At 62.3% G+C, this 21,493-nt stretch carries 21 protein-coding genes and 1 pseudogene; 10 read left to right on the top strand and 12 right to left on the bottom strand.

Features of this window, described 5'->3' with window-relative positions; translation table 11 throughout:
- Positions 1-269: 269 nt before the first annotated feature.
- On the top strand, positions 270-731 hold the full coding sequence (locus tag BO1_RS39410; protein WP_028222276.1) for a GFA family protein: 462 nt from the start codon (positions 270-272) through the stop codon (positions 729-731).
- Between the two features lie 124 nt (positions 732-855).
- Positions 856-1,863 (top strand): serine hydrolase domain-containing protein, encoded by a 1,008-nt coding sequence (locus BO1_RS39405; protein ID WP_028222275.1) that lies wholly within the window; start codon positions 856-858, stop codon positions 1,861-1,863.
- 4 nt (positions 1,864-1,867) lie between these two features.
- On the opposite strand, the gene BO1_RS39400 is transcribed toward BO1_RS39405, so the two are convergent.
- Entirely contained in the window at positions 1,868-2,074 is a 207-nt protein-coding gene (locus BO1_RS39400; RefSeq protein ID WP_028222274.1) for a hypothetical protein, read from the bottom strand.
- A gap of 313 nt (positions 2,075-2,387) precedes the next feature.
- On the opposite strand from BO1_RS39400, the gene BO1_RS39395 reads away from it, so the two are divergent.
- Positions 2,388-2,846, top strand: a complete 459-nt coding sequence (locus BO1_RS39395) for an ester cyclase (RefSeq protein ID WP_028222273.1) — start codon at positions 2,388-2,390, stop codon at positions 2,844-2,846.
- Between the two features lie 141 nt (positions 2,847-2,987).
- Here BO1_RS39395 and BO1_RS39390 read toward each other — a convergent pair whose 3' ends face one another.
- A complete protein-coding gene (locus BO1_RS39390; RefSeq protein WP_028222272.1) occupies positions 2,988-3,905 on the bottom strand; it encodes a LysR family transcriptional regulator in 918 nt (305 codons plus the stop codon).
- Between the two features lie 113 nt (positions 3,906-4,018).
- Here BO1_RS39390 and BO1_RS39385 point away from each other — a divergent pair, with 113 nt between their 5' ends.
- Positions 4,019-5,182 (top strand): alpha/beta fold hydrolase, encoded by a 1,164-nt coding sequence (locus BO1_RS39385; protein WP_028222271.1) that lies wholly within the window; start codon positions 4,019-4,021, stop codon positions 5,180-5,182.
- A 38-nt stretch (positions 5,183-5,220) separates the two neighbouring features.
- On the opposite strand, the gene BO1_RS39380 is transcribed toward BO1_RS39385, so the two are convergent.
- Positions 5,221-6,192 carry a zinc-binding alcohol dehydrogenase family protein gene (locus BO1_RS39380; RefSeq protein ID WP_028222270.1) on the bottom strand — a complete coding sequence of 324 codons (972 nt, stop codon included), beginning with the start codon at positions 6,190-6,192 and terminating at the stop codon, positions 5,221-5,223.
- Positions 6,193-6,518: 326 nt separating this feature from the next.
- Here BO1_RS39380 and BO1_RS39375 point away from each other — a divergent pair.
- Positions 6,519-6,701: pseudogene (locus BO1_RS39375) on the top strand (HAD-IA family hydrolase); the annotation flags it as partial.
- 163 nt (positions 6,702-6,864) lie between these two features.
- On the opposite strand, the gene BO1_RS39370 reads toward BO1_RS39375, so the two are convergent.
- Entirely contained in the window at positions 6,865-7,749 is an 885-nt protein-coding gene (locus BO1_RS39370; RefSeq protein WP_028222268.1) for a LysR family transcriptional regulator, read from the bottom strand.
- Positions 7,750-7,877: 128 nt separating this feature from the next.
- Between BO1_RS39370 and argC the strand changes: the two genes are divergently transcribed.
- Positions 7,878-8,807, top strand: a complete 930-nt coding sequence (gene argC, locus BO1_RS39365; RefSeq protein WP_028222267.1) for an N-acetyl-gamma-glutamyl-phosphate reductase — start codon at positions 7,878-7,880, stop codon at positions 8,805-8,807.
- 75 nt (positions 8,808-8,882) lie between these two features.
- On the opposite strand, the gene BO1_RS39360 is transcribed toward argC, so the two are convergent.
- Positions 8,883-9,689: a gamma-glutamylcyclotransferase family protein gene (locus tag BO1_RS39360; RefSeq protein WP_245644018.1), complete on the bottom strand. Its 807-nt coding sequence runs from the start codon at positions 9,687-9,689 to the stop codon at positions 8,883-8,885.
- A 20-nt stretch (positions 9,690-9,709) separates the two neighbouring features.
- A complete protein-coding gene (locus BO1_RS39355; RefSeq protein WP_028222265.1) occupies positions 9,710-11,344 on the bottom strand; it encodes an ABC transporter substrate-binding protein in 1,635 nt (544 codons plus the stop codon).
- 442 nt (positions 11,345-11,786) lie between these two features.
- Here BO1_RS39355 and BO1_RS54675 point away from each other — a divergent pair, with 442 nt between their 5' ends.
- Both BO1_RS54675 and BO1_RS39340 read left to right on the top strand, forming a co-directional pair.
- Positions 11,787-12,188, top strand: a complete 402-nt coding sequence (locus BO1_RS54675; RefSeq protein ID WP_156992652.1) for an anti-sigma factor family protein — start codon at positions 11,787-11,789, stop codon at positions 12,186-12,188.
- A 143-nt stretch (positions 12,189-12,331) separates the two neighbouring features.
- On the top strand, positions 12,332-12,673 hold the full coding sequence (locus BO1_RS39340) for a DUF4148 domain-containing protein (RefSeq protein WP_028222264.1): 342 nt from the start codon (positions 12,332-12,334) through the stop codon (positions 12,671-12,673).
- Between the two features lie 287 nt (positions 12,674-12,960).
- On the opposite strand, the gene BO1_RS39335 is transcribed toward BO1_RS39340, so the two are convergent.
- From BO1_RS39335 to BO1_RS39315, 6 genes are all read right to left on the bottom strand, one after another.
- Entirely contained in the window at positions 12,961-13,443 is a 483-nt protein-coding gene (locus BO1_RS39335) for an OmpA family protein (RefSeq protein WP_028222263.1), read from the bottom strand.
- Entirely contained in the window at positions 13,440-14,114 is a 675-nt protein-coding gene (locus BO1_RS58405; protein ID WP_084688603.1) for a M35 family metallo-endopeptidase, read from the bottom strand. Before BO1_RS58405 ends, BO1_RS39335 begins: the two co-directional genes overlap by 4 nt.
- 1 nt (position 14,115) lies before the next feature.
- Entirely contained in the window at positions 14,116-14,646 is a 531-nt protein-coding gene (locus tag BO1_RS54670; protein WP_043288531.1) for a PAAR domain-containing protein, read from the bottom strand.
- A 418-nt stretch (positions 14,647-15,064) separates the two neighbouring features.
- Positions 15,065-16,777, bottom strand: coding sequence for a thiamine pyrophosphate-dependent enzyme (locus BO1_RS39325; RefSeq protein WP_028222262.1), 1,713 nt, complete (start codon positions 16,775-16,777; stop codon positions 15,065-15,067).
- Positions 16,778-16,808: 31 nt separating this feature from the next.
- The gene (locus tag BO1_RS39320; RefSeq protein ID WP_028222261.1) at positions 16,809-17,594 is read right to left on the bottom strand and encodes an SDR family oxidoreductase; all 786 of its coding nucleotides are present in this window, start codon (positions 17,592-17,594) and stop codon (positions 16,809-16,811) included.
- A gap of 130 nt (positions 17,595-17,724) precedes the next feature.
- Positions 17,725-18,363, bottom strand: a complete 639-nt coding sequence (locus BO1_RS39315) for a response regulator transcription factor (protein WP_028222260.1) — start codon at positions 18,361-18,363, stop codon at positions 17,725-17,727.
- A 371-nt stretch (positions 18,364-18,734) separates the two neighbouring features.
- On the opposite strand from BO1_RS39315, the gene BO1_RS54665 reads away from it, so the two are divergent.
- Together BO1_RS54665 and BO1_RS54660 are read left to right on the top strand one after the other, a co-directional pair.
- Positions 18,735-20,921, top strand: coding sequence for a PAS domain-containing sensor histidine kinase (locus BO1_RS54665; RefSeq protein ID WP_028222259.1), 2,187 nt, complete (start codon positions 18,735-18,737; stop codon positions 20,919-20,921).
- Between the two features lie 133 nt (positions 20,922-21,054).
- Complete coding sequence (locus BO1_RS54660; RefSeq protein WP_052409775.1) at positions 21,055-21,456, top strand: DUF3331 domain-containing protein; 402 nt, start codon at positions 21,055-21,057, stop codon at positions 21,454-21,456.
- Positions 21,457-21,493: the final 37 nt, after the last annotated feature.

Here is a 21,493-nt window from a genome sequence, read left to right as displayed (position 1 = left end):
AGGTGCCGCCCCGCACAGGGGCAACGCCTGCGGCCCGCCGCGAAAACAAGTTAAGGCCAACGCCATAGCCAATGCCAACGCCATTACCAACGCCAATCATTCCCCCACGGACATAGCGCGTCACAATTGTGCGATCCTACCGCTGGTGCCCAGAGTTTGCTATCAATCGCCAATTGATCCTCACCCGCACACGGATGTTCGAAGACGTCTGGACGCGAAATCGCACCGCCAGGTCTGGCGCGGCCTCATATTGCGGAGAATATCGACAAATGACCAGGACCTTGTCATCACCCCAGCGGGCCGCGTGCGAGTGCGGCGCTTGCCACTTCGAGGTTAGTGCAGCGCCTGCCGCTCGCTTCATCTGCCATTGCAGAATTTGCCAGGCCTTCACCGGCAGACCGTTCTCCGACGTGACCATCATGCGCGCCAAAAACGTCTCAATGAAGGACGACGAAAACATTGCGTTCAGAAAATACCGGCTTCCTCCGAACATCCGTCGAGGGCTTTGCAAACGTTGCGGCAAGCCGGCCATCGAACTGGGCGGTTTCGGACCGTTGAGCATCGCGTTCATTCCGACGCCAAACTTTGCTCATGCGGAATTGCTTCCATCTGTGGCGTTGCACATGTTCTATGACCGCAGATGTGCCGACGCAACGGACACACTGCCCAAGTACAGTGGCTATCTCCCTAGCCAGTTGGCTCTTAGCAAGCTCCTGATGGAGCTCTTTTAGCCGTAGCAAAGGCAATAAACCTCCGGCCATAGCCCTGCGATAGCGGAATCCCGATGACTGATCCAGTCGGCCGATGCTCACGCCAACGGCGGCTAGAGCCGAACTACTGCGGATGCGTAACCCAATGACCGACCTGAGCCAATTTCTCGCAGCAACGACAGCCAGCGGCAAAATTCCCGGCGTGGCGCTGGCCACGCTGCGCGCCGGAACAAAAGGCTTCGAATACTACTCCGGCATCCGTGGCGCGCACGACCGCTCCTCTGTCGACGCCGCGACTGTCTTTGAGGCTGCATCTCTCACCAAGCCGGTCGTGGCCTTTATCGCGCTTCAGCTCGCCGAAGAGGGGCTGCTCGACCTGCAACGCCCCCTGTTCGACATCTGTGGCGACTATGTACCGGGCGACGCGGCCTCGCGCCGGATAACGGCCTTTCATGTTCTGACACATACGAGCGGTCTGCCGAACATCGTCCGCGAGGAAGCACCGCTACGCACGTACTTCACCCCCGGCGAGCGATTCAGCTACGGCAGCAGCGCGTTCGCATGGCTTCAGCGCGCCATCGAGACCGTTGGCGCCCGCTCGCTGGAAACGTTGGCGCGAGCACGCGTATTCGAGCCCTTGGGCATGCTGCACTCGAGCCTCGAGTGGCAGGAGCGCTTCGCAGGCAACCATGCCCAGGGGCACGAATGGGAAGGCCAACCGGTGCCCAAGCGCCGCGTAGCAACGGCACTGGCCTCCTGGTCGCTTTTGACGACGGCGTCCGACTATATGAGCTTCGTTCAGCACGTCCTGGCTAGCCGGGGCCTCGCGGCGGAGAGCTATCGTCACTGGTTTGCGCCGCACGTCAATACCCGGCAAGGCGACGACGCCGAAGACCTCCACGGCCGGAATCCGCCTGATCCCAATGTCGCCTGGGGATTGGGTTGGGGACTCGAACCCGCCCAGAGTTGTTTCTTCCATTGGGGAAATAGTCCGGGGTTCCGGGCGCTCGTGCTGGCGAATCGCGTGACGCAAGACGCGGTCGTCTGGTTCGCGAATTCGGCGCGGGGACTGAGACTGGTGCACACAGTGATGCCGGAAGCGGTTCCCGGAGCACATCCCGCCATCGAATGGCTTCGGATTGGCCGTTTGTGACGCATCAACTCGCCGACGGCTTTTCGGCCCCCGGCGCCTTCACAGGAACGTCGTCGGCGGCGTCCGCCAGCCACTCCGTTTCGACAGGCTCGATGGTAGCGGCGAGACCCGTCGCAGGCCCGGCATGGCGTTCGAACAAGGCTTTGAGCTCTGGGCGCAGTCCATCGCCGTGTTGGGCAGCGAGCGCGTGAAGCGAGAGAAACGGCAACATGATCGAACTCCAGTCAATAAAGGACCGGCGAGACCTCAGCCGATAATCGAATTGGCGACCCCGCGACCGCAAGAGACAGGTGATCCGGGCGCGCCATCGCTCGCCCGATCACCTCGTCTACTGTGCGATTACGTGGACACGGTATGGCGGCGGCTCGGCGCAGGCGCTCCGATTCTTGCTGTCCGATTGCCGGAATCCACAGCAATCGGACAGCAAGAACCGGGAAGCCGCCGACTACGTGCGCCCATATCGTTCAGGCAGAGGGAAGCGATCGAGTTGCCCTCTCCCACCTTCAGTCAACGAGGAATACACCATGTCCAAGGAAGATGACAACAAGGCCTTCGTGGGCCGCTGGTTCACCAATTTCTGGGGCGAGACATGCAATCTCGACATCGTCGATGAACTTGCCGCGCCCGACATGCTGCTTCAATACTCGCTGCACGAACCGCGACGCGGCCGCGAGGACATCAAGGCGTTCATGACCGATTTCCGCGCAGCGTTCCCGGACCTCAACTTCTGGGGCGCCGCCGATCTCATTGCCGAGGGAGACTATGTAGTCGGCCGCTGGGAGGGTGGCGGCACCCATACCGGTCCGGCATTCAGCGATTTCCTCATGGGCTCGTTGCCTGCGGCGACTGGCCGGAAAATGCACTTTACCGGCACGACGGTGCTTCGGCTCAAGGATGGCAAGATCGTCGAAGAGATCGGGCTCGACGACGGCGTGACCGCACTGCGCCAACTTGGGCTCATCGGCGCGATCAGCGCGGTGTGATCGAAGGCGCGGCGCTTGCGCGATCGTCGAGCCAGCATGCGCATATCCAACAGCAGCACAGCGACAGGCCGGGCACGCCCCGGCCTGTTTCATGGGCAAGGCACCGATCGAGCCGTTGAGGCATGATCGGTCGCAACGCTTCTAACGCCTGGTTTTCCGATCCCACGGCGGATCATCGCCAAACGCTTCAGTCAGGTAATCGACGAACCGGCGCACTTTGAGCGGTATGCGCCGCGCGCTCGGATAGACGGCCTGAATCACCAACTCGGTGGCGCTGTAGCCCGGCAGCAGCGCCACAAGCGCGCCGCGCCGCAGGTGCTCTCCAAACACGAAGGTCGGGCCATACGCGATGCCGGCTCCCGCAAGCGCGGAGGCAAGCAGCATCTGCGTATTGTTGGCCGCCATCCGGCAAGGTCCGTCGATGACGTGCGCGCGCTTTCTGGCATCGAACAAGGTCCAGTCGCCGGTCGAGACAGCCTCGCTGAAAGCAAGGCGCGGAGCACGCTGCAAGTCGCCAGGCTTGCGCGGGGTTCCGTGCCGCTCGAGATACGCGGGCGACGCGCACACCACCATTCGACACGGCGCGAGCCGGCGCGTAACGAGCGCGGGATCGTCCAGCCGTCCAATCCGAATGGCAACGTCCACACCCGCTTCGAGGAGGTCGACATAGCGGTCCTCGAGAAGCACCTCCACGTTCACGTGCGGGTGGTCCTCGAGATAGCGTGCAACGACCGCGCCCAGATGCATTGCCCCAAACGTGACGGGCGCCGCCACGCGCAGCACGCCGCGCGCCGTCACCTGGGTATCGCCCGCTTCCCGGTTCGCTTCGTCGTACGCTTCGAGAATCTGCTTGCAGCGCGCGTAGTACGTCTGGCCCGCATCGGTCAAACTCAGGCGCCGCGTGGTTCTCTGGAGCAGCCGCGCATTCAGCTGGGACTCGATCGCACTCACGTGCTTTCCGGCCATCGCAGCCGATAGCCCGAAGCGTCGCGCCGCCGCGGCGAAGCTGCCCTCCTCCACCGCTGCGACGAACACGCCGAGACTGGTCAGTCGGTCCATGGCCCCTCCGATTCGATCACTGCATTATCGACTGTCGCCACCAGTCAGGCAATTATCAAACACCGTATCCGGATCTACCATGGCCTGACTTCACAATGAATCGGAGCAACCCGATGGACATCGAAACGAATGGCACGCGGATCCACGTAACGCAGCGCGGCACCGGAGAACTGGCGCTGGTGTTCTTGCACTATTACGGCGGCTCGTCGCGCACGTGGGATGCAGTAGCCAATCAGTTATCCGAACGTTATCGGATCGTCGCCCCCGATCATCGCGGCTGGGGCGAATCCGAAGCGCCCGCCGACGGCTATCGTATCGCCGACCTCGCTGCCGACGCCGAGGGTGTCATCGCGGCGCTAGGTCTTCAACGCTATGTGCTCGTCGGTCATTCGATGGGCGGCAAGGTCGCGCAACTGATCGCCTCGCGGCGGCCGAGCGGGCTCGAAGGCCTTGTGCTGGTTGCGCCGTCCCCCCCATCGCCGATGCTGCTTTCCGACGAGCAACGCGCGACATTGAACGGCGCGTATCAATCGCGAGAGGCGGTCGAATTCGTCATCGACCATGTCCTCACTGCAAAACCGCTTGACGCCGCCTGCCGCGAGCAAATCATCGAGGACAGCCTGAGAGCGGCGCCCCAGGCCAAGGCGGCGTGGCCAAACGTGGCCATGCGCGAAGACATCACCGCGGCGGCCGCGTCGATCGCTGCGCCCACCATCGTCATCTCCGGCGAGCTTGACCAGGTGGATCGCGTCGCCACGCTGGAGGCCGAGTTGCTGCCCCGCATTCCGCACGCGGCCATGCATATCCTGCCCGGCGTTGGACACCTGTCGCCGCTCGAAGCACCGGCGGAGGTGGCGCGGATCATTGGGAGATTCGCCGCTGCGCTCGAGGACAAGTCCGTCGTGTGCAGCACGCCCGAGCGGGTTCCGGTGGCTTTCGACGCCGTGCTGAACGCCGGCGATCTCGACGCATTGCTCGGTCTCTTCAGCAATCAGGCCACGATGCGGATGACCGACGGCCAGGTGTTGGAGCAACGGCCGGCCGAATTGCGCAGCGCCCTGGCGCAACTGCTGACGCTGCGCCCGCAAATCCGCAATACCGTGCGTCGTGTGCTGACGAGCGGCAACCTGGCGCTGGTCCTGCTCGACTGGACCCTGACCGTGACGCTACCGGACGGCCAGCAAGACGAACAATGCGGGACCGCCACGCAGGTCATGGAAAAGGGCCGCGATGGTGCGTGGCGGCTGCGCATCTCGAATCCGCTTGGGCTGAACTGAACGCTGGCAGCCACGGCACCCTGCCCCTCATAGATCGGTCAGAGTACGACGACCATCTTTCCGCCAGCTTCGTTGGCTTCCATCACGCGATGCGCTTCGCGGATTTCATCGAAACGGAACACACGGGACGGCTTTGCCTTGAGACGGCCAGCGGCAACGTCTTCGGCGATCTTTTGAAGCGGCACGTCGGAAAGCGGAAAACCGGGCGTGCCAAACACGAAGCTGGCGAAGAACGTCAGGTCAACGCCGCTCGGCATTTGCGCCAGCGGGTTGAAATCGGCTATCGGCGCGAGGCCGCCGAGCCAGCCCGCAAGGCAAGCCCGGCCGCCGCGCCGCAGCATGGCAAGCGAGTCGAGAATCGTGCTATTGCCGACGAGGTCCAACACCGCATCGATGCGCTTTGCTTCGGCGATGCGCTTCGAGAGATCGGGGCCTTCGATCTCGGCGCGCGAGGCGCCGAGACCTTCAAGCATCGCAAAGCGCGCCGGACTGCGTGTCGTCGCGATGACCTTTGCGCCGGCGTTCACAGCGAGGTTGACTGACGCCTGCCCGAACGACGACGTCGCGCCGCGGATCACCAGCGTTTGCCCTTTTTCGATCGCGAGATTGCGAAACAGGCACGTCCACGCGGTCGCATAGGTTTCCGGAATCGCCGCGATATCGGCCCACGGCAAGTCGGACTCGATCAGCGCCACGTTCGCCACGGGGGCACGTGTGTATTGCGCATAGCTGCCGTTGATGGTCCGTCCGAGGCCACCCATCAACGCAACGACATTTGCGCCCACGGGGAATTCGCCGCCAGGACACGCCTTCACCACGCCCACGCATTCGATGCCGCTGACCTTCGCGGCTTCGGCCCACTCGCCGCGCCGCATGTGCAACTCAGCATGGTTGAGGCCAAACGCCTTGATTTCGATGACCACATGACCTTCCAGTGGCTCGGGTTCCGGCAGTTCCGTATAGACGAGGCTATCGAGGCCGCCGAACTTTTCGAGCACGATTGCACGCATGACGATTCTCCTGATGTTTGATGGCACTGCGGACGATGCTGACAACGCGCCGTGTGTTTCCAGCGCGAAATCCCGTGTTGGCCTGTCCGGTGCTCCGAAGCCAGGCAGATCCGGCGGGGGTCCATATCGTAATCTCTATGGTTTTATTTTGACGGTTACTTATGGTTTACGTACTTATTAAATGTGCTTTTAATAGTTACCGTGCGGACATCCTTACCAAGGTGGCGGCTGACCAGAATCGGCTCAAGGAGCGGGAGCACGGCTGACACGATGGCGGCAGCGGCAGCAAACCGGCTGCGCTGCTGATTTTCACTCAGGAGGCCTATATGGATCACATCAAGGCGATTGCGTTCGATCTCTACGGCACGCTGTTCGACGTGCATTCGGTTGTCGCCCGGTGCGACGAGCATTTCCCGGGACGCGGGCGTGAAATCAGCAACCTGTGGAGACAGAAGCAGCTCGAATACACGTGGCTGCGCAGCCTGATGAACCGTTACGCGGACTGGGAAGTGCGCGGTCTTGACGAATTGCTGCGGCTATTCGATGTGAGCGGCACGGCGCCAGGGCAACGCTGAACGCTGCCGGAGGAACGGGCCAGTTTCGGACCTCGACGTTTGCCGATAGAACTGTGGCCGAAACGGGTCGAGAAGACTTATCGGCAACCCGCACTCCCTACGCCAAACGCAGCCCCCACAACACATCCAGCACGTGTTGCGTGGAACGCTCGACATACCCCGCACGATGTGCAATGCCGAGCCGACGCCACAACGCCGGGCGCAGCGCTCGCATGACAATGCGCTTGTCGGGCAATGGCGTGGTGGCCTCATGGGGCAACAGCGCCGCGCCGTAACCGGCAGCGACCAGACTCTTGATCGCGTCGTTGTAGTTGAGCTGAATGCGCGGCACGGGATGGTGGCCCGCGGCTGCGAACCACTCCGCGGTCAAACGCGAGAGCCGCGTGGTCGCGTCATTGAGAATGAGCGGTTGCGCGGCGAGCCATTCAGGCGTGACGCGCGCCGGGCACCGCCAATGCGCCGGCACAAAGGCCATCACGGGGTCGCGGCGCCAGGGTTTGATCACGAGTCCGGCCACCGGGGGCTGAGGCAGCGCGACCAGCCCGACATCGAGTGTTCCATCCGCCAGCCGGGACAGCGTCTCATGTGAAGTGAGCACTGCAATCTGAATGTCGATACCGGGATGGTGCTGGCGCAGCACCTCGAGCGCTTGCGGCAACAGGTGCGCGATCGCGCCCGTCGAAGCACCGAGCCGCGCGCGCCCTTCGAGCCCCTGCACCTGGCGTTCGATATCGTCCAGCGCCTGCTCCGCATCGGCCAGCAACCGGCGTGCGCGCTCCACCAGCACCTCGCCGATTGCCGACGGCCTGACATGTCCGCGCTTGCGTGACAGCAGCGGCGCCCCAATGCGGTCTTCGAGCTCGGCAATATGGAGGCTGACCGTTGGCGGCGCCAGGTGCAATGCACGCGCCGCCTCGGCAAATGAGCCGCGGTCGGCAATCGCGACCAGCGTGCGCAAGCGGTCCAGGCTGATCTCTCGCATGTCGGCGTCCAGATTCAGAAAAACTGAATGTTCACGTTATGAAATTCAACTTTCCCTATTCTAGCCGCCCATGGAACATAGGGGCTCGTTCTTCCTGTTACGGCCCATCATCCGCGGAGTATTCACGCATGAGCTCTCCCGTTGTTTTCATCGACGGCGACCAAGGCACCACCGGGTTGCAAATCCACGAACGGCTGCGCAACCGGACCGACCTCAGACTGTTCACGCTTGCCCCGGCGGAACGCAAGGATCCGCAGCGCCGCGCCGAGGCCATCAACGCCTGCGACATCGCGATCCTCTGTTTGCCCGACGCTGCCGCGCGCGAGGCCGTGGGCGCCATTGTCAATCCTGCGGTCCGCGTCATCGACGCAAGCTCCGCCCACCGCACCCAGCCGGACTGGACATACGGCTTCGCGGAAATGACGCCGGGACAGGCCGAGCGCATTGCGAACGCACGTCGGGTCACCAATCCCGGTTGCTATCCGACTGGTGCAATTGGCTTGCTGCGTCCCCTGTTGCAGGCTGGGCTGATACCGGACACCTACCCTGTCAGCATTCATGCCGTGTCCGGCTATTCCGGGCGCGGGCGTGCCGGCGTGGAGGAACATGAGGGGCCGGGTGCCTCCAACGCGCCGGCCTACCAGGTCTATGGGCTGGAACTCGCGCACAAGCACCCCCCGGAAATCCAGCAGCACGCCGGGCTCGCGCAGCGTCCCCTCTTCGTGCCTGCGTATGGTGCGTTCCGCCAGGGCATCGTGTTGACGGTGCCGCTGGATTTGCGGCTGCTGGCACCCGGCGTGGATGGCGCCACGCTGCACGCATGCCTCGCACGCCACTATGCCGGGGCGGCACACGTCAGTGTGTTGCCGCTGGACGAATCGCGCGCCTTGAAGCATCTGGATCCGCAAGCGCTGAATGGGACGAACGACATGCGCTTGAGTGTATTTCCCAACATGGAACACGGGCACGTCCTGCTTTCCGCGGTGTTCGACAATCTTGGCAAAGGCGCATCCGGCGCCGCGGTTCAGAACCTGAACCTGATGCTCACTCAGCAGTAGTGGCTGACGGCCCGCGCTAACTTTGGACTCTGGTGTCCAGCGCAACCTGGATGCCTGTAGTTGAAAGCGCGCGCTCTAGCGAGCGTGCGCCTCCCGGACGCACACGTCACCTTTGCTTTTGGCGATCGCGGCGCTCTCTGCGGCATAGTCCTCGGAGAAGGCCCGCTGCGCGAAGCACGGCGCCGATGTCTCGAGCAGCGCATCGACCTTCTCGGCCTGTTTATCGTGTATCCATGGCCGGCGTGCGAGCGTGCGGTCGTTGAGCCAGTAGGGACTCCAGTCGCGGGTCGTCTCGATGATCTCGCGCGCGAATTCCGGCCCGTACTCGAGCCCGCCTTCAATGACGACGTCGATATACGACTCGACGAGCGGAAACTTCGCGTCCGGCCCCGGCAGCCCCTCGCCCGGCGCTTCGCCTTCGGCCTTCGGCACGTAGACCCAGACAGTCCCCTGCGCCGGCAGCGCTTGCCATGACACGGCCTCGATGAGCGCGCGCGGCACCTCGACGCGCACGTAGCCCTTCTCGCGCTCGTCGAACGCGGACATGTCGTTGCCGGCAACGGGATAGATCACGCCGTTGATCGTCATCGGCGCCTCGCCCTTGAGCGGACGCCGCAGGCCGAGTGCCGTGAACTCCGAGGGCGCGCGCTCGTTCCAGCTGCGCACATAGCCGAACGCCGCCGAGACGCGCACCGGAATCGCCGCAACCGTCTTGCCCACCGTGGCGTCACGCGAGCGCGTGTTGATGAGCGAGCCGTAGCCGAAGATGAACTGCGTGGGCTGATTGGGAAGACGCGCTCCCCAGAAGTCGGTGGTCTGCGCGTACGCCGCCGAACCAGCGAGCGCCAGCGCCACAACGCATGCGCGAAGGCGGGCGCTCACCCATGTATGTAGCCCACGTGTCATTTGAACCCAACATTCCAGAACTGGGTCGGACCAAACGGATCGATCTTGAACCCCGTGACGGTCTTGCGCATCGGCTGATAAACGGTCGAATGCGCGATAGGCGTAAATGGCACCTGCTGCTTGAAGATCTCCTGCGCCTGCATATAGTCTTCGGTACGAGCCGCCACGTCGGTGGTGGCACGGGCTTTCTGGATCAGATCCTCGAACGGCTGATAGCACCACTTGGAAAAGTTGCTGCCGTTCACCGACGCGCAGCCGAGCAGTACGCCTAGCCAGTTATCCGGATCGCCATTGTCTCCGGTCCAGCCGATCAGTATCGCGTCGTGCTCGCCTGCATGCGCACGCTTGATGTATTCGCCCCATTCGTAGGTGACGATTTTGGCGTGCACGCCGATCTTTTCCCAATCGGCCTGGATCATCTCCGCCATCAGCCGCGCATTCGGGTTGTAAGGGCGTTGCACAGGCATGGCCCACAAGCTGAGATCAAAGCCATTAGGAAATCCCGCCTTCGCGAGCATCTCCTTCGCCTTGCCCGGATCATAAGGCGCATCCTTGAGCCCTTTGTTGTAGGACCACTGAGTGGGCGGCATCGGGTTGGTCGCCAACTGTCCTGCGCCCTCATAAACCGAAGCGATAATGGCCTTCTTGTTGATTGCCATATCGAGCGCCTGTCGAACCTCGACCTTGTCGAGCGGCTTGTGCGTCGTGTTGTACCCCAGCAAGCCAAGATTGAAGCCGACCTGGTGAAGCACCTGTATCTGTGGATCGCGCTCCAGTGAGGCAATGGCTTGTGGACGCGGATAGGTCATGACCTGGCACTCGTCTTTCATGAGCTTTTGCTCGCGCACGGCAGCGTCCGGCGTGATCGAAAAGATCAGCTTGCTCACCCGCACGACACCCGGCTTCCAGTAGTCAGCATTGCCGTCGAAGCGAATCGTCGCGTCCTTCGTATAGCTGACAAAGATGAAAGGACCCGTGCCAACCGGGTAGAGATTGATGTCGGACGCCTTGCCGGCTTTCATCAACTGATCGACATATTCGGCCGAGAGGATGGACGCGAATGGCATGGCCAGTTCCGAGAGGAATGGCGCGTTCACCGTCTTCATCGTAAAGCGCACGGTGTAGGGATCGAGCGCTTCGATCTTCGCGATGCTCTTGTCGAGTCCCATGTCCTTGAAATACGGAAACTGGACCGGGTATGCATTGCGAAACGCATTGTTCGGATCGAACATGCGATTGAAGGTCAGCAGAACGTCATCGGCATTGAAGTCGCGCGTGGGCCTGAAGAACGACGTCGTATGGAACTTGACGCCGTGGCGCAGGTGAAACGTATAGGTCAGGCCGTCCGGTGAAATCTCCCACGATTCCGCAAGACCCGGCTCGACTTTTGTGCCGCCATGCTCGAATTCGACGAGGCGGTTGTAGACGGTGTACGACGCAGCCGAGAATTCGAGGCCGGTCGTGTATTGTGCCGAGTCGAAGCCCGCCGGGCTGCCTTCCGAACAGAACACGAGCGTCTTGTCCGGCAATACGGCAGCAGACGATGGCACGCTCCAGATCGTTCCGGCAATCCCGAAAGCAAACACAAGCGACGCGAGGCGACCAGGACAAAGCCAGCGGAAGGATGACATGCGCACTCTCCCATACATTTTTAATTAAAAACGGGGCTCACTCACTGCATCCACCCACAGTAGCTTAGTCAAAATCCACCGACACGCAGCGGCGATCATGCGGCCGGGGCGCAGCGACTGCCGGAGAGCCGGCCAGGTCCCGAAATAAAACGGCCGTTGGCATGGCGGCTTGAAGCGCTTCGCCCAGACCGGAATATTGGGGTGCTTGCTGATAAGGTGTGCGCTCCCGTCGTCTTCGGGCACCGCGGAATAAAGGGCGCATGCCGAACGTTTTGTCTATGTCCGCAGTCCGTCATGAGACGGGACGACCTTCGAGCAGAGGCTTTTCCCGGCTTGAACAGCATGAAGTGCGCCTGTTCGTCTTCGTGGTGAAGCCGGGCTGCCACGAAGCGCACGTAGCGGCTAGCATGCCCGTCGGCATTGAACGCAGTGAGTGAACCCGATGCGCGACGATTTCAATCCCACAGCCGGGGCTGGTTTCAGCGATCCAGCGCTGCGCGCGCTATCGGCATTCGTCGACGGCGAGCTGCCGTACGCTGAGCGCCAGCAACTGGCAGAGCGCCTGACCGTCGACCGGTGCGCTGCAAACGCCGTCGCACACTATCGCGCGCAGCGGGCTGCCCTGCGTGCGCTGTTCGCTGATCTCGCCGCGCAGGCGAGCGCGCCATGCGTGGTGCTGCGCGTGCGCATGTCCTGGTGGCGGCGCACGGCGCTCGCCGCCGGCGCGGCCCTGGCAGTGCTCGTCGCTGCGATGTCCTCGCACGGTACGCCACCGGCAACGCAGATGTCGCTCGACGAGGCCCGGCCGTGCATCGCGCCTGTCCCGGCACAACCGCGTCTGTAAAAGGGCTCAAAGCATCCCCCGAAGCGCCGTGCAAGTTTCGGGAATAAGCTGCGCCCGTCGCCGGTATTACATGTGCGAGCAAGCCCGACGACGACTGCAGCGTTTCGGTCCGCTCAATCCCGTCATTTAAATCGGAGTCCAAAGTGAATAAGCGAACCGTAATTGCTTCCCTGATTTTCCTCGCTGCAGTTCCCGTCGCGCTCAGCGCGCAGGCCCAGGAAAAGACCCGGGCGGAGGTGCGTCAGGAGTTGATCGACGCCCAACGCAATGGGCTGGATTTCGTGAGCGACGCATCGTACCCCGACGTTGCACCGGTCTTTCAACAGCAAGTCGACAGGCAAAAGCAGGAGAACAGCGATAGTGGCATGGGTGCCGCAATGGCGGGCACGAGCGACGCCGGGCACCCCATGCTAAAGAAGGCGCCCGCCGATCCGTCAACTTGCGTCGGGCCTGTCAGCTACTGCAATATTTTCTTTGGCTCTTGAGGCACGGGCCGCGGAGTTTTGCGGGCTCCGCGGCGAATCGGGGCCTATATGTTTGAAGCAGACATACGGTACGCGATCTGGCCCGATCGGCCCTATCGCGGGTTCTACTGCCCCGCCGCGGCCACGCGAGGCTTCAAATGTGCATACGCGTGCTGTCCGTCCGGCGGAGTTGCAGTGGACAGCACGCATCAATGGAAAAAGAGCGAAGCGCTCCATTGCCGTTCAAAAGCAACAGAACGGCATTGCCGGTAGCGCAGGGCTTCTCCCCAATTTCCGATAACTGACGCCTACTTGATAACCTTGCTATTAGGCGTCACGCGCGGATCGTCGCAAAGCCGCTCACAACCGCCTTTGCACAGTGGCACTAGTTCGATTGAAATCTGATGCAAATTTAATGTGCCGTCGTCGTTCTTTACCATTGCGTCAGTCAACGTCATTGGCTCAATCAAAACATTCTGCGGCTTGATCCCTAGCTGAACGAGGTAATCCTTTACGACTGCGGCACGCTCGCCCTTCAATTTTGCCCCATTCTTCTCACCAACGTATGCGCCAGCAATGACTACGGCCTGAACATCAACGTCCGGCCATTTGCGAGCTTCAAGAACAATATTAGCTATCGACAATCGGTCTGCATTCGATAGATCGACTGAGTTAAATGGCAATCTCGTTTCCATTGATTCACTGATGGTGCACGCGTAAGACAATCCTGAAACAAAATACGTAATCGCCGACGCAAAGACAAGCAACATTCCAAAGAATTTCTCTCTCATCGGGCGACTGTTTTATCGAAAGTTGAAATATACCCCGTAATGCTATCGGCGTTTCTTATTGCACTATCCGGGTTTCCCAAAGCGAACGCGCGCATTCCGCCTTCCGTATTGCCATATATAATATCCTCGGAGTTAAAAGTATCTGTGTAGTGTGTGCACTCGTGAATAATCGTCTTTACCTTTGCACCGTGCCACAGCTCGCCGTTTGAATCCGTGCAGAACGCGCTATATATAGCGATAACTCTCCTTCGCGAGTCAGGTTTGCATACGCCAGCGCGATTATTCCCGCTATCCGCCACGATCGCGCACGTTAGATTTTTGTTCAATGCATCATCCCATCTAACAATTTTCTCCGGAACAAGCTCGCGAAGTGCAAATAGCAACTTCGGCAAACCAGCTACAAGCACACTCCTGATTTCTTCATCGGCACGTCCAAAATATGTAGTAGCACGCGCTCGCTCTTGAGCGTCCCATTTAGAGACCGCTGCGATACGCTCTATCACCAACGTAACTGCGGCGTCTCTTACTTTCATAATAATTTTCGCAAACTCCTGATTGGTCATATTTTGACATATCAGAGTTGTATTAATTGTGACGTGAACCATTGAATCTTGATTCGTGTTCGTCACTGCCGTATCGTGAACGGTCTGCCATTCTGCGCTGTCGGTCACTTTATTGCTTCTCCAGCTGGAGTTTTAGCCCTGATGATCCTTGCGTGGAAACGCGCTGCGTTTGCCCCGCCGCATTCGTCGCGCCGTGGAAGACTTCGCCGCGATCCGTGACGATGCGATAGCGAACATTAGAAAGTGGACTACCTGTATCGTCCTTCAGTGTGAACTGTTCGTCATAGACACCCGGAATTGCACCTGTTTGCGGCGCCTTGGCTGCCCTATGTGCCGCGCCGTCCATTTCGTGCGAGGCGAACTCATGCCAGGCCGTGTCTTGAGACGCGAGCATGACTGGCGGTGGATCACATTGGCAGAGACAGATATCGCCTTCGAGCGCTTGTTGCTTGCCCATCATCGTGGCCGATCGGTGCGGCCCCTTCCAGCCGATGACACCCAGCGAATTGCAGACGGGACACAGCACTTTCGCGTTGATGAAAGTCAGTGGCAGGCCTTGGTGGGTACAACGCTCCATACCTTCGATAACGACGCCGCCAACGGTGGACTTGTCGCCCAGTCTGAGCAGGTAGCGCCTCATACCGCACCCCATAACGTTCGCCTTTGTTGCTCTGCCATTTCCATACCTCCAGGGAGCCGATAAAAACAACTGGCCGGTCGTGCCACAGGCCAGACAGCGGGCCCGAATTTATCCCGTTCAGGCGAAATTGCCTCCGCCTGCGCGAGCGCGATATCGGACTTGTCTGAATGAAGGTATGAACGATTCACGGCGCATTGCCGCGTGTGGGTAACTTGATATTCGGCAATACACGCTCAATATCTCGAAATTTTCCGGCCGCGCTTACAAGCCCTTTCTTGCCTGTTGCCGCATCAAAAAAGCAGAATGCCGCTCAGTTGCTTAACTGAACGGCATCAGGAGAATTCCGCCTCTATTCACGCTCTACCTGCCCCCATCATCTGAGGCACGCAGCCAACAACACAAATCGAATACCCAACCTTCAAAGAAAATTCTCCCGAACCATCTCGAGCACATCCGCGCCGCGCCCGTTGAGCACGGCGCGGACCGAATACAGCGCCATGCCGAGCGCGGGTTTCACTTCAAAGAACGGCGGCTTGACCAGCTCCAGCGGATTGACGACGACATTGAGCAAAGCCGGGCCCGGCTGCGCCAACCACTCCTGCACGAGCGCCGGCAATTCGGATGCGTTCCTGACGGTCTTTCCCCAAAGGCCGATCGCCTCCGCCACCTTGCCGAAGTCCGGGTTCTTCAGCCGCGTGAACGTATCGAGCATGCCTTCGGACTTCTGCTCGATTTCCACGAAGCCGAGCTTGCCGTTGTCGAACACGACAATCTTGATCGGCACGTCTTCCTGGATCGTCGTGAGCAGTTCGCCGAAGAGCATGGAAATGCCCCCGTCGCCGCACATGGCGATCACCTGGCGGCCGGGCGCGGCCTTTTGTAAGCCGATTGCGCTCGGCAGCGCCGTCGCCATGGTGCCGTGCAGAAGGCTGCCGAAAATCTGGCGCTTGCCGTTCGCTTCGAGCAGACGCAGCGCCCAGACCACCGGGGTGCCGTCATCGCCGCAGAACAGTGCGTCGTCGGCCGCGTATTGGTTGATCAGCGAAGCGAGGTACGAACCGGGAATGCTGTCGTTGTGTCCCGGCTTCAGATTCTCGCGCTCCGCGGCCATCGCTTCGGCATAGCGTTGGACGTACTTCTGCTGGAATGCGGCGTCGCTTTTCTCGTCGAGATGCGGCAGCAAGGCCTGCAGCGTAGTGCGAACGTCGCCTACGGCACCTATCGTGATGTGATGGCGTCGCCCCAGGTGGGTGGGATCGATGTCGATCTGAACGATCTTCGCATCGTCGGGATAGAACTGGCGCCATGCAAAATCAGCGCCCAGCAGCAGGAGCGTGTCGCATTCGAGCACGGCGTTGTAACCCGCTTCGTTGCCGAGAATACCCGTCATGCCGATGTTGTACGGGTTGTCCGGCTCGAGAAAACACTTGGCGCGCGACGTGTGCGCGACCGGCGCCTTGAGCCGCCCGGCCACGGCAACGATCTCGTCGCGCGCGTGCTCGCAGCCCGACCCCGCATAGATGGCGATCTTCTTGCCCGCGTTGAGGGTGCGCGCGATCTCTTCCATTTGCGCGTCGCCGGGCCGGATCTCGGGCCGGCTGTAGTGGACGCGATACGGGTAGTCTTCGCTCACCTCGCCGTGAGAGATGTCCACCGGCACGATCAGCACCGCCACCCCTTGCTTCGAGAGCGCGGCCTGGCACGCCATCACCGTCTTCTTGCGCGCCTGGTCCGGCGTGAGGATCATTTCACAAAAGACCGAGCAGCCCTCGAACACCGACTTGAAGTCCACCTCCTGGATGAATTCGAAGCCCATCTCGCCCATCGTCACCTGACTTGCGATCAGGACGACGGGCACGCGATTGCGGTTGGCCTCATACAGGCCGTTGATGAAATGCAGGCTGCCCGGACCGCAACTGCCGGCGCATGCGGTCAGGTTGTGCGTGAAGCCGGCCTCCGCGCCCGCGGCGAAAGCGCCGGCCTCTTCATGGCGAACGCTAACCCATTTGATGGAGCTGCGCTCCAGGTTCTTCGCGAACAGGTTGAGCGTGTCGCCGACGATGCCATAGCAGCGCTTGACGCCCGCTTGCTCGAGAACCTCGACGATGACTTCGGCTACCTTCATGCCCATATACGCCTCCATATTGAGGAGTCCATGCCATCTAGATGCTGGCGATCACGCCTCCGTCCACGCGAACGATGCAGCCCGTGACATAGGACGCCCGCGCGCTGGCGAGGAATGTCACGACATCGGCGTATTCCTGAGGATCGCCCAGCCGGCCTGCCGGAATCGACACCGCCGCTTCCGCCTCCACGGACTCGAGCGTGCGGCCTTCGCGTTTGGCCTTCGCCTCGTCGAGAAACCGGATGCGGTCGGTCAGAATGCGCCCGGGCACGACGATGTTCGCCGTGATGCCGTCGGAGGCCACTTCGCGCGCAAGCGTCTTCGACCAGCCCACGAGCGAGAGCCGCAGCGTGTTCGACATGCCCAGATTGGGAATCGGCTCGATCACGCCCGAGGAGGTGCTCGTGATCACGCGCCCCCATTGGCGTTTGCGCATGCCCGGCAGGATCCGGTCGCCAATCGCGATCACCGGGAGCACCATCGATCCGAAGTACTTCTGCCACACGTCGGCCGACTGTCCCGCTACCGTCGTGGGCGGCGGCCCGCCCGTGTTGTTGATGAGAATGTCGACGCCGCCGAATGCCGCTTCGATCGCGGCCACATGAGGCTCGATCAGCGACAGGTCTGCCAGGTCCCACTGCAAGGACAAGGATTTCCCGCCCACCGCTTCGATGGCCTTCGCCGTCTGCTGCAAAGCGTCTTCGTTGATGTCCGCGATTGCGACATTGGCCCCTTCGCGCGCGAGGGTCACGGCAATCGCGCGCCCGAGTCCACCACCGCCGCCCTGAACGAGCGCCGTCTTGTTCTCCAGGCCCAGATCCATGACTTCCCTCCGTCCAGGTGCACTGCACGGAACGAATGTAGGCCACTGGCTCGCCCCGCGCACCCTATACGATGGTATGGCGCGGCCCTGTATGGGTAGAGGAGACTGAACGAGACGCCCGGAAGGGGCGTCACGCGTCGCTGGATTCTTCGGTGGACACGTCGAGCTGGAGCCGGCTCGCCTGCTTGACCAGCATCGCGAACGAATCGGCCTGCATCTTCTTCATGATGTGGCCGCGGTGGACCTGCACCGTATACTCAGTAATCCCGAGTATCGCCGCGGCCTGCTTGTTGAGCAGCCCCTTGGCCAGCAGCGGCAGCAGCTCCTGCTCGCGCGGCGTCAGGGTTTCGTAGCGCGTGCGCAGCGCCGCGCGGTCGGCGGCCTCGCGGCGCAGCACGTGCGCCTTCGCCAGCGCCGTATCCACGGCGCGCATCAACTCGTCCTCGCAGATGGGCTTGGTGAGAAAGTCCAGCGCGCCGCCTTTCATCGCCAGCACGGTCGAGGGAATGTCGCCGCGCCCCGTGATGAAGATGACCGGGATGGACAGATCGCTCGCCATCAGCTTCTGGACCTCGAGCCCGCCCAGGCCCGGCATCCTCATGTCCAGAATCAGGCACGCGGCCGCGCCCTCGCGCGGCGCCTCGAGAAACTCGGCGCCCGAGCCGAACGCATGCACGTTCTTGCCGTTGGCGCGCAGCAAGGCGGACAGCGCTTCGCGCACGCGCGCGTCGTCGTCGACGACATAGACCACTTCACCCGCGGATTCCATCGAACCCCTCTGTCGCCCGGCACGACCGGCTCGACGATACGCACGGCCGCGCGAGGCGGGAAAGTTCATTGAAAGGACCGCCCAAGAGGCGATGATCCGGAAATTATAGTCATGCGCGAGACGCGCCGCGCGCCGCAAGACGGCGTTGCGGGTTACAGGAATATGTAGTGTCGTGGGCGAATTCGGCGTTATAGGCTTGTCCTTCGGCCGCTACGGCGCGTGCCCATGCGCCGCGTTCGACCTGACAAATTGCCAACATCCGTGCGCGAGGTCCCGGCCACTCAAAAGCTCGTATCATCGCTTGCACAGGCGCCGCAACGCGGAGCAGGATTGCACGGTGCGCCGGCGAACCCGATGGTGACTTGCTAACCATGCGATTTCCACGTTCATCGCGGCTTGCCCTCCTCGCCGTCGCCGTAGCGGGCGTGTCGGCGTTGGCGGGCTGGCTCGAGCCGCTATCCGGCTGCCTCGGCGTCCTTCTGGTGGTGCCCGTCACGCGCTGGCTCGGCCGCGGTTTCGGGCGGCTGGCCGCGGGGTTCACCTCGCTTGGCGTCGTGCTTGCGCCGTCCGGCGCGCCGCTCTCCGCCATGGGGGCCAGCCCGCTCGTCCACGCGGTCGTCGCCATGGCCGCGGCATGGCTGTGCGCCGAATGCGTCGCGCCGCGGCCGAAACAGCGCGCATCGACGGCCACACTCAAGGACGACCCGTTCGGTCTGCCCATCGACGAACTGAGCCGCAATATCTGGTCCAGGGCCATCGACGGCAAGCTCGAATACGTCAGCCAATCCATTCTGGACTACACGGGCCGCACACCCGAGGAACTGCGCGCGCCGTTTACCCTGGTCCATCCCGACGACGCCTGGATTCCGGCCCGGGCCTTCGCCCGCGCCAGAGATACCGGAGACCCTCAGGAGTACCACTGCCGCTACCGGTCGGCGGCCGGCGCCTACCAGTGGTTCGCCGCCGTGATGCACACGCAGCGCGACCGCCACGGCAAGGTGTTCCGCGTCTACGGCATGCACTGGAACATCGACGAGCAAAAGCGGGAGGAAGCGCAACTGCGCCAGCGCAACCAGACGCTCGAAGCCATGGGCGGCCTGATTCCCGGCCACGTGTGGACGGCGCTGCCCGATGGCACCCTGGAGTATCTGAGCCCGAGCCTGCGCAGCTATACCGGCCTCGCCGAAGCGCAGGCGTGCGATGCGTTCCACACGGTCATCCACCCCGACGACGTGGCGGCCGACACGCGCTACTGGCAAGACCTCGCGGAAGGCCGGAACCCCGAGGAAGTGGAGATCCGTCTGCGCCGCGCGGACGGCGTCTATCGCTGGTTCCTGTGCCGCGCCCAGGCCGTGAACGGCGATCGCGGCGAGCTCGTTCGCTGGGTTGGCATCGCGTGGGACATCCACGCGCGCAAGCTCGCCGAGGAAGCGCTCGTGCAGCGCGAACACCAGTTGCGCGAGATCGCGGAAACGATCCCCGGCATGATCTGGAGCACCGACCCGCAGGGACAGCCCGACTACATCAATCGAAGAACGGCGGACTATGCCGGCGTACAGGCGTGCGATCTCGTGGATCTCGGCTACCGCAGCGTGATTCATCCCGACGACTGGGACAGCGTGATCCGGACCTTCACGCACTCGATCGAGACCGGCGAGCCGTACAGCCATGTCACCCGTCTGCGCCGCAAGGACGGCACCTATCGCTGGCACCAGCAGGCCGCCGAGCCGATGCGCGACTGCGATGGCAATATCGTCCGATGGTATGGGCTCAGCCTCGATATCGACGCGTTCAAGCACACGGAGGGCCGGCTGCGGCAGACTCAGGCGAAGCTGGCCCGCGCGACGAAGATCGCGACGGTGGCGGAGCTGTCCGCCTCGATCGCCCATGAGCTCAATCAGCCGCTCACCGCAGTGATCGCCAATGCCCAGGCGTGCCGCCGCTGGCTCGCGGCGCAGCCGCCGAACCTGGCCGAGGCCCGCGCGTCGCTCGAGAACCTCGTGCGCGACGCGCACGCCACCGACGAGACGATGCAAAGCATCCGCGCGCTCTTCAGCAAGCGCCAGTCGCTCACGAAGCAGCGGCGCAATGTGAGGGACATGGTGCTCGAAGCGGTGCGCCTGTTGCGCGAGGACGAGAACAAGCGCGACGCGGAGATCGGCTTCGACTTGCCTGACGATCTGCCTGCGGTTTTTGTGGACCCCATCCAGATCCAGCAGGTGCTGATCAACCTGATCTCCAACGGGATCGAGGCGGCGCGCAGCAGCGGGCGGACGCCGCGCGTCACCGTCAAGGTCGGGCACGCCAATGCCATGTCGGTGCTGATCGAGGTTGTCGACAACGGCTCGGGCATTACCGAAGGCGACAGCATTTTCGATCCGTTCTTCACGACCAAGACCAAGGGGCTCGGCATCGGGCTCGCCGTCTCGCGCTCGATCGTCGAAGCGCATGGCGGACGCCTGTTCGCCGCCAACAATGCGGGGTACGGCGCCACTTTCAGCGCGCTGCTCCCCGTGGCGCCCGTCACCGTTCCTCAGCAGGCGCTGAACGCCACCTGATACTGCAGGTTCATGTAATAGCGGGCTCGCCTGCCGCTCACTATGCTGTGATGCAGGCAAGCCAGCGCGCCGAATCGAATCCGGATCCGCGCCGCTCCTGTGCGCCCATTCGATTAACTACGGACTGCGTATCATGAAGAACGCCGACCCAGCCGGCCGCACCTGGTGTCACACGATGACCCTGCTCGGCCTCGACAGCGTCGTCAAGACGCCTCGCACCCGCCCCTTTCCCTGTCCCGCGCGCACGGAATATGGCGCCGACGCGTACCGGCGCTGCGCGGTCAAGGTGCTCGAGCGCCAGGGTCCGGGCGGCGCCACCGTCGCATGGAGCGACCCAACCGCCTGCTGCTATGGCGAGCAGCTCTGGCGGCGCTGCGTGGCGCGCAAGAGCGGCAGATGCGCGCTCAGCGGACAAGCCATCGCCCAGGGCGATGCCGTCTACCGCCCTCGTCTCGTTCAGCCGGCGCCGCGCAACGTCGAGGCCATGATCCTGGCCTCCGTGATGGAAGCGATTCCACTCACGGAGCTTGCCTGACGCGGTTCAAAACGTGACAGCGCGATTCGCGCGGACA

Source organism: Paraburkholderia oxyphila NBRC 105797 (genome assembly GCF_000685075.1).
Lineage (GTDB): Bacteria > Pseudomonadota > Gammaproteobacteria > Burkholderiales > Burkholderiaceae > Paraburkholderia > Paraburkholderia oxyphila.
Note: the sequence above shows the minus strand (reverse complement) of the source record. Positions and strands in the feature narration are given on the sequence as shown.

What these genes read in the sequence shown, in the direction of transcription:
- BO1_RS39315 (WP_028222260.1), bottom strand. Translation starts at nt 18,363, where the DNA reads ATGGAATCCGCGGGTGAAGTGGTCTATGTCGTCGACGACGACGCGCGC.
- BO1_RS54670 (WP_043288531.1), bottom strand. Translation starts at nt 14,646, where the DNA reads ATGAGGCGCTACCTGCTCAGACTGGGCGACAAGTCCACCGTTGGCGGC.
- argC (WP_028222267.1), top strand. Translation starts at nt 7,878, where the DNA reads ATGAGCTCTCCCGTTGTTTTCATCGACGGCGACCAAGGCACCACCGGG.
- BO1_RS39335 (WP_028222263.1), bottom strand. Translation starts at nt 13,443, where the DNA reads ATGAGAGAGAAATTCTTTGGAATGTTGCTTGTCTTTGCGTCGGCGATT.
- BO1_RS39320 (WP_028222261.1), bottom strand. Translation starts at nt 17,594, where the DNA reads ATGGATCTGGGCCTGGAGAACAAGACGGCGCTCGTTCAGGGCGGCGGT.
- BO1_RS54665 (WP_028222259.1), top strand. Translation starts at nt 18,735, where the DNA reads ATGCGATTTCCACGTTCATCGCGGCTTGCCCTCCTCGCCGTCGCCGTA.
- BO1_RS39390 (WP_028222272.1), bottom strand. Translation starts at nt 3,905, where the DNA reads ATGGACCGACTGACCAGTCTCGGCGTGTTCGTCGCAGCGGTGGAGGAG.
- BO1_RS39380 (WP_028222270.1), bottom strand. Translation starts at nt 6,192, where the DNA reads ATGCGTGCAATCGTGCTCGAAAAGTTCGGCGGCCTCGATAGCCTCGTC.
- BO1_RS39325 (WP_028222262.1), bottom strand. Translation starts at nt 16,777, where the DNA reads ATGGGCATGAAGGTAGCCGAAGTCATCGTCGAGGTTCTCGAGCAAGCG.
- BO1_RS39355 (WP_028222265.1), bottom strand. Translation starts at nt 11,344, where the DNA reads ATGTCATCCTTCCGCTGGCTTTGTCCTGGTCGCCTCGCGTCGCTTGTG.
- BO1_RS39405 (WP_028222275.1), top strand. Translation starts at nt 856, where the DNA reads ATGACCGACCTGAGCCAATTTCTCGCAGCAACGACAGCCAGCGGCAAA.
- BO1_RS39385 (WP_028222271.1), top strand. Translation starts at nt 4,019, where the DNA reads ATGGACATCGAAACGAATGGCACGCGGATCCACGTAACGCAGCGCGGC.
- BO1_RS39400 (WP_028222274.1), bottom strand. Translation starts at nt 2,074, where the DNA reads ATGTTGCCGTTTCTCTCGCTTCACGCGCTCGCTGCCCAACACGGCGAT.
- BO1_RS54675 (WP_156992652.1), top strand. Translation starts at nt 11,787, where the DNA reads ATGCGCGACGATTTCAATCCCACAGCCGGGGCTGGTTTCAGCGATCCA.
- BO1_RS54660 (WP_052409775.1), top strand. Translation starts at nt 21,055, where the DNA reads ATGAAGAACGCCGACCCAGCCGGCCGCACCTGGTGTCACACGATGACC.
- BO1_RS39410 (WP_028222276.1), top strand. Translation starts at nt 270, where the DNA reads ATGACCAGGACCTTGTCATCACCCCAGCGGGCCGCGTGCGAGTGCGGC.
- BO1_RS39395 (WP_028222273.1), top strand. Translation starts at nt 2,388, where the DNA reads ATGTCCAAGGAAGATGACAACAAGGCCTTCGTGGGCCGCTGGTTCACC.
- BO1_RS39370 (WP_028222268.1), bottom strand. Translation starts at nt 7,749, where the DNA reads ATGCGAGAGATCAGCCTGGACCGCTTGCGCACGCTGGTCGCGATTGCC.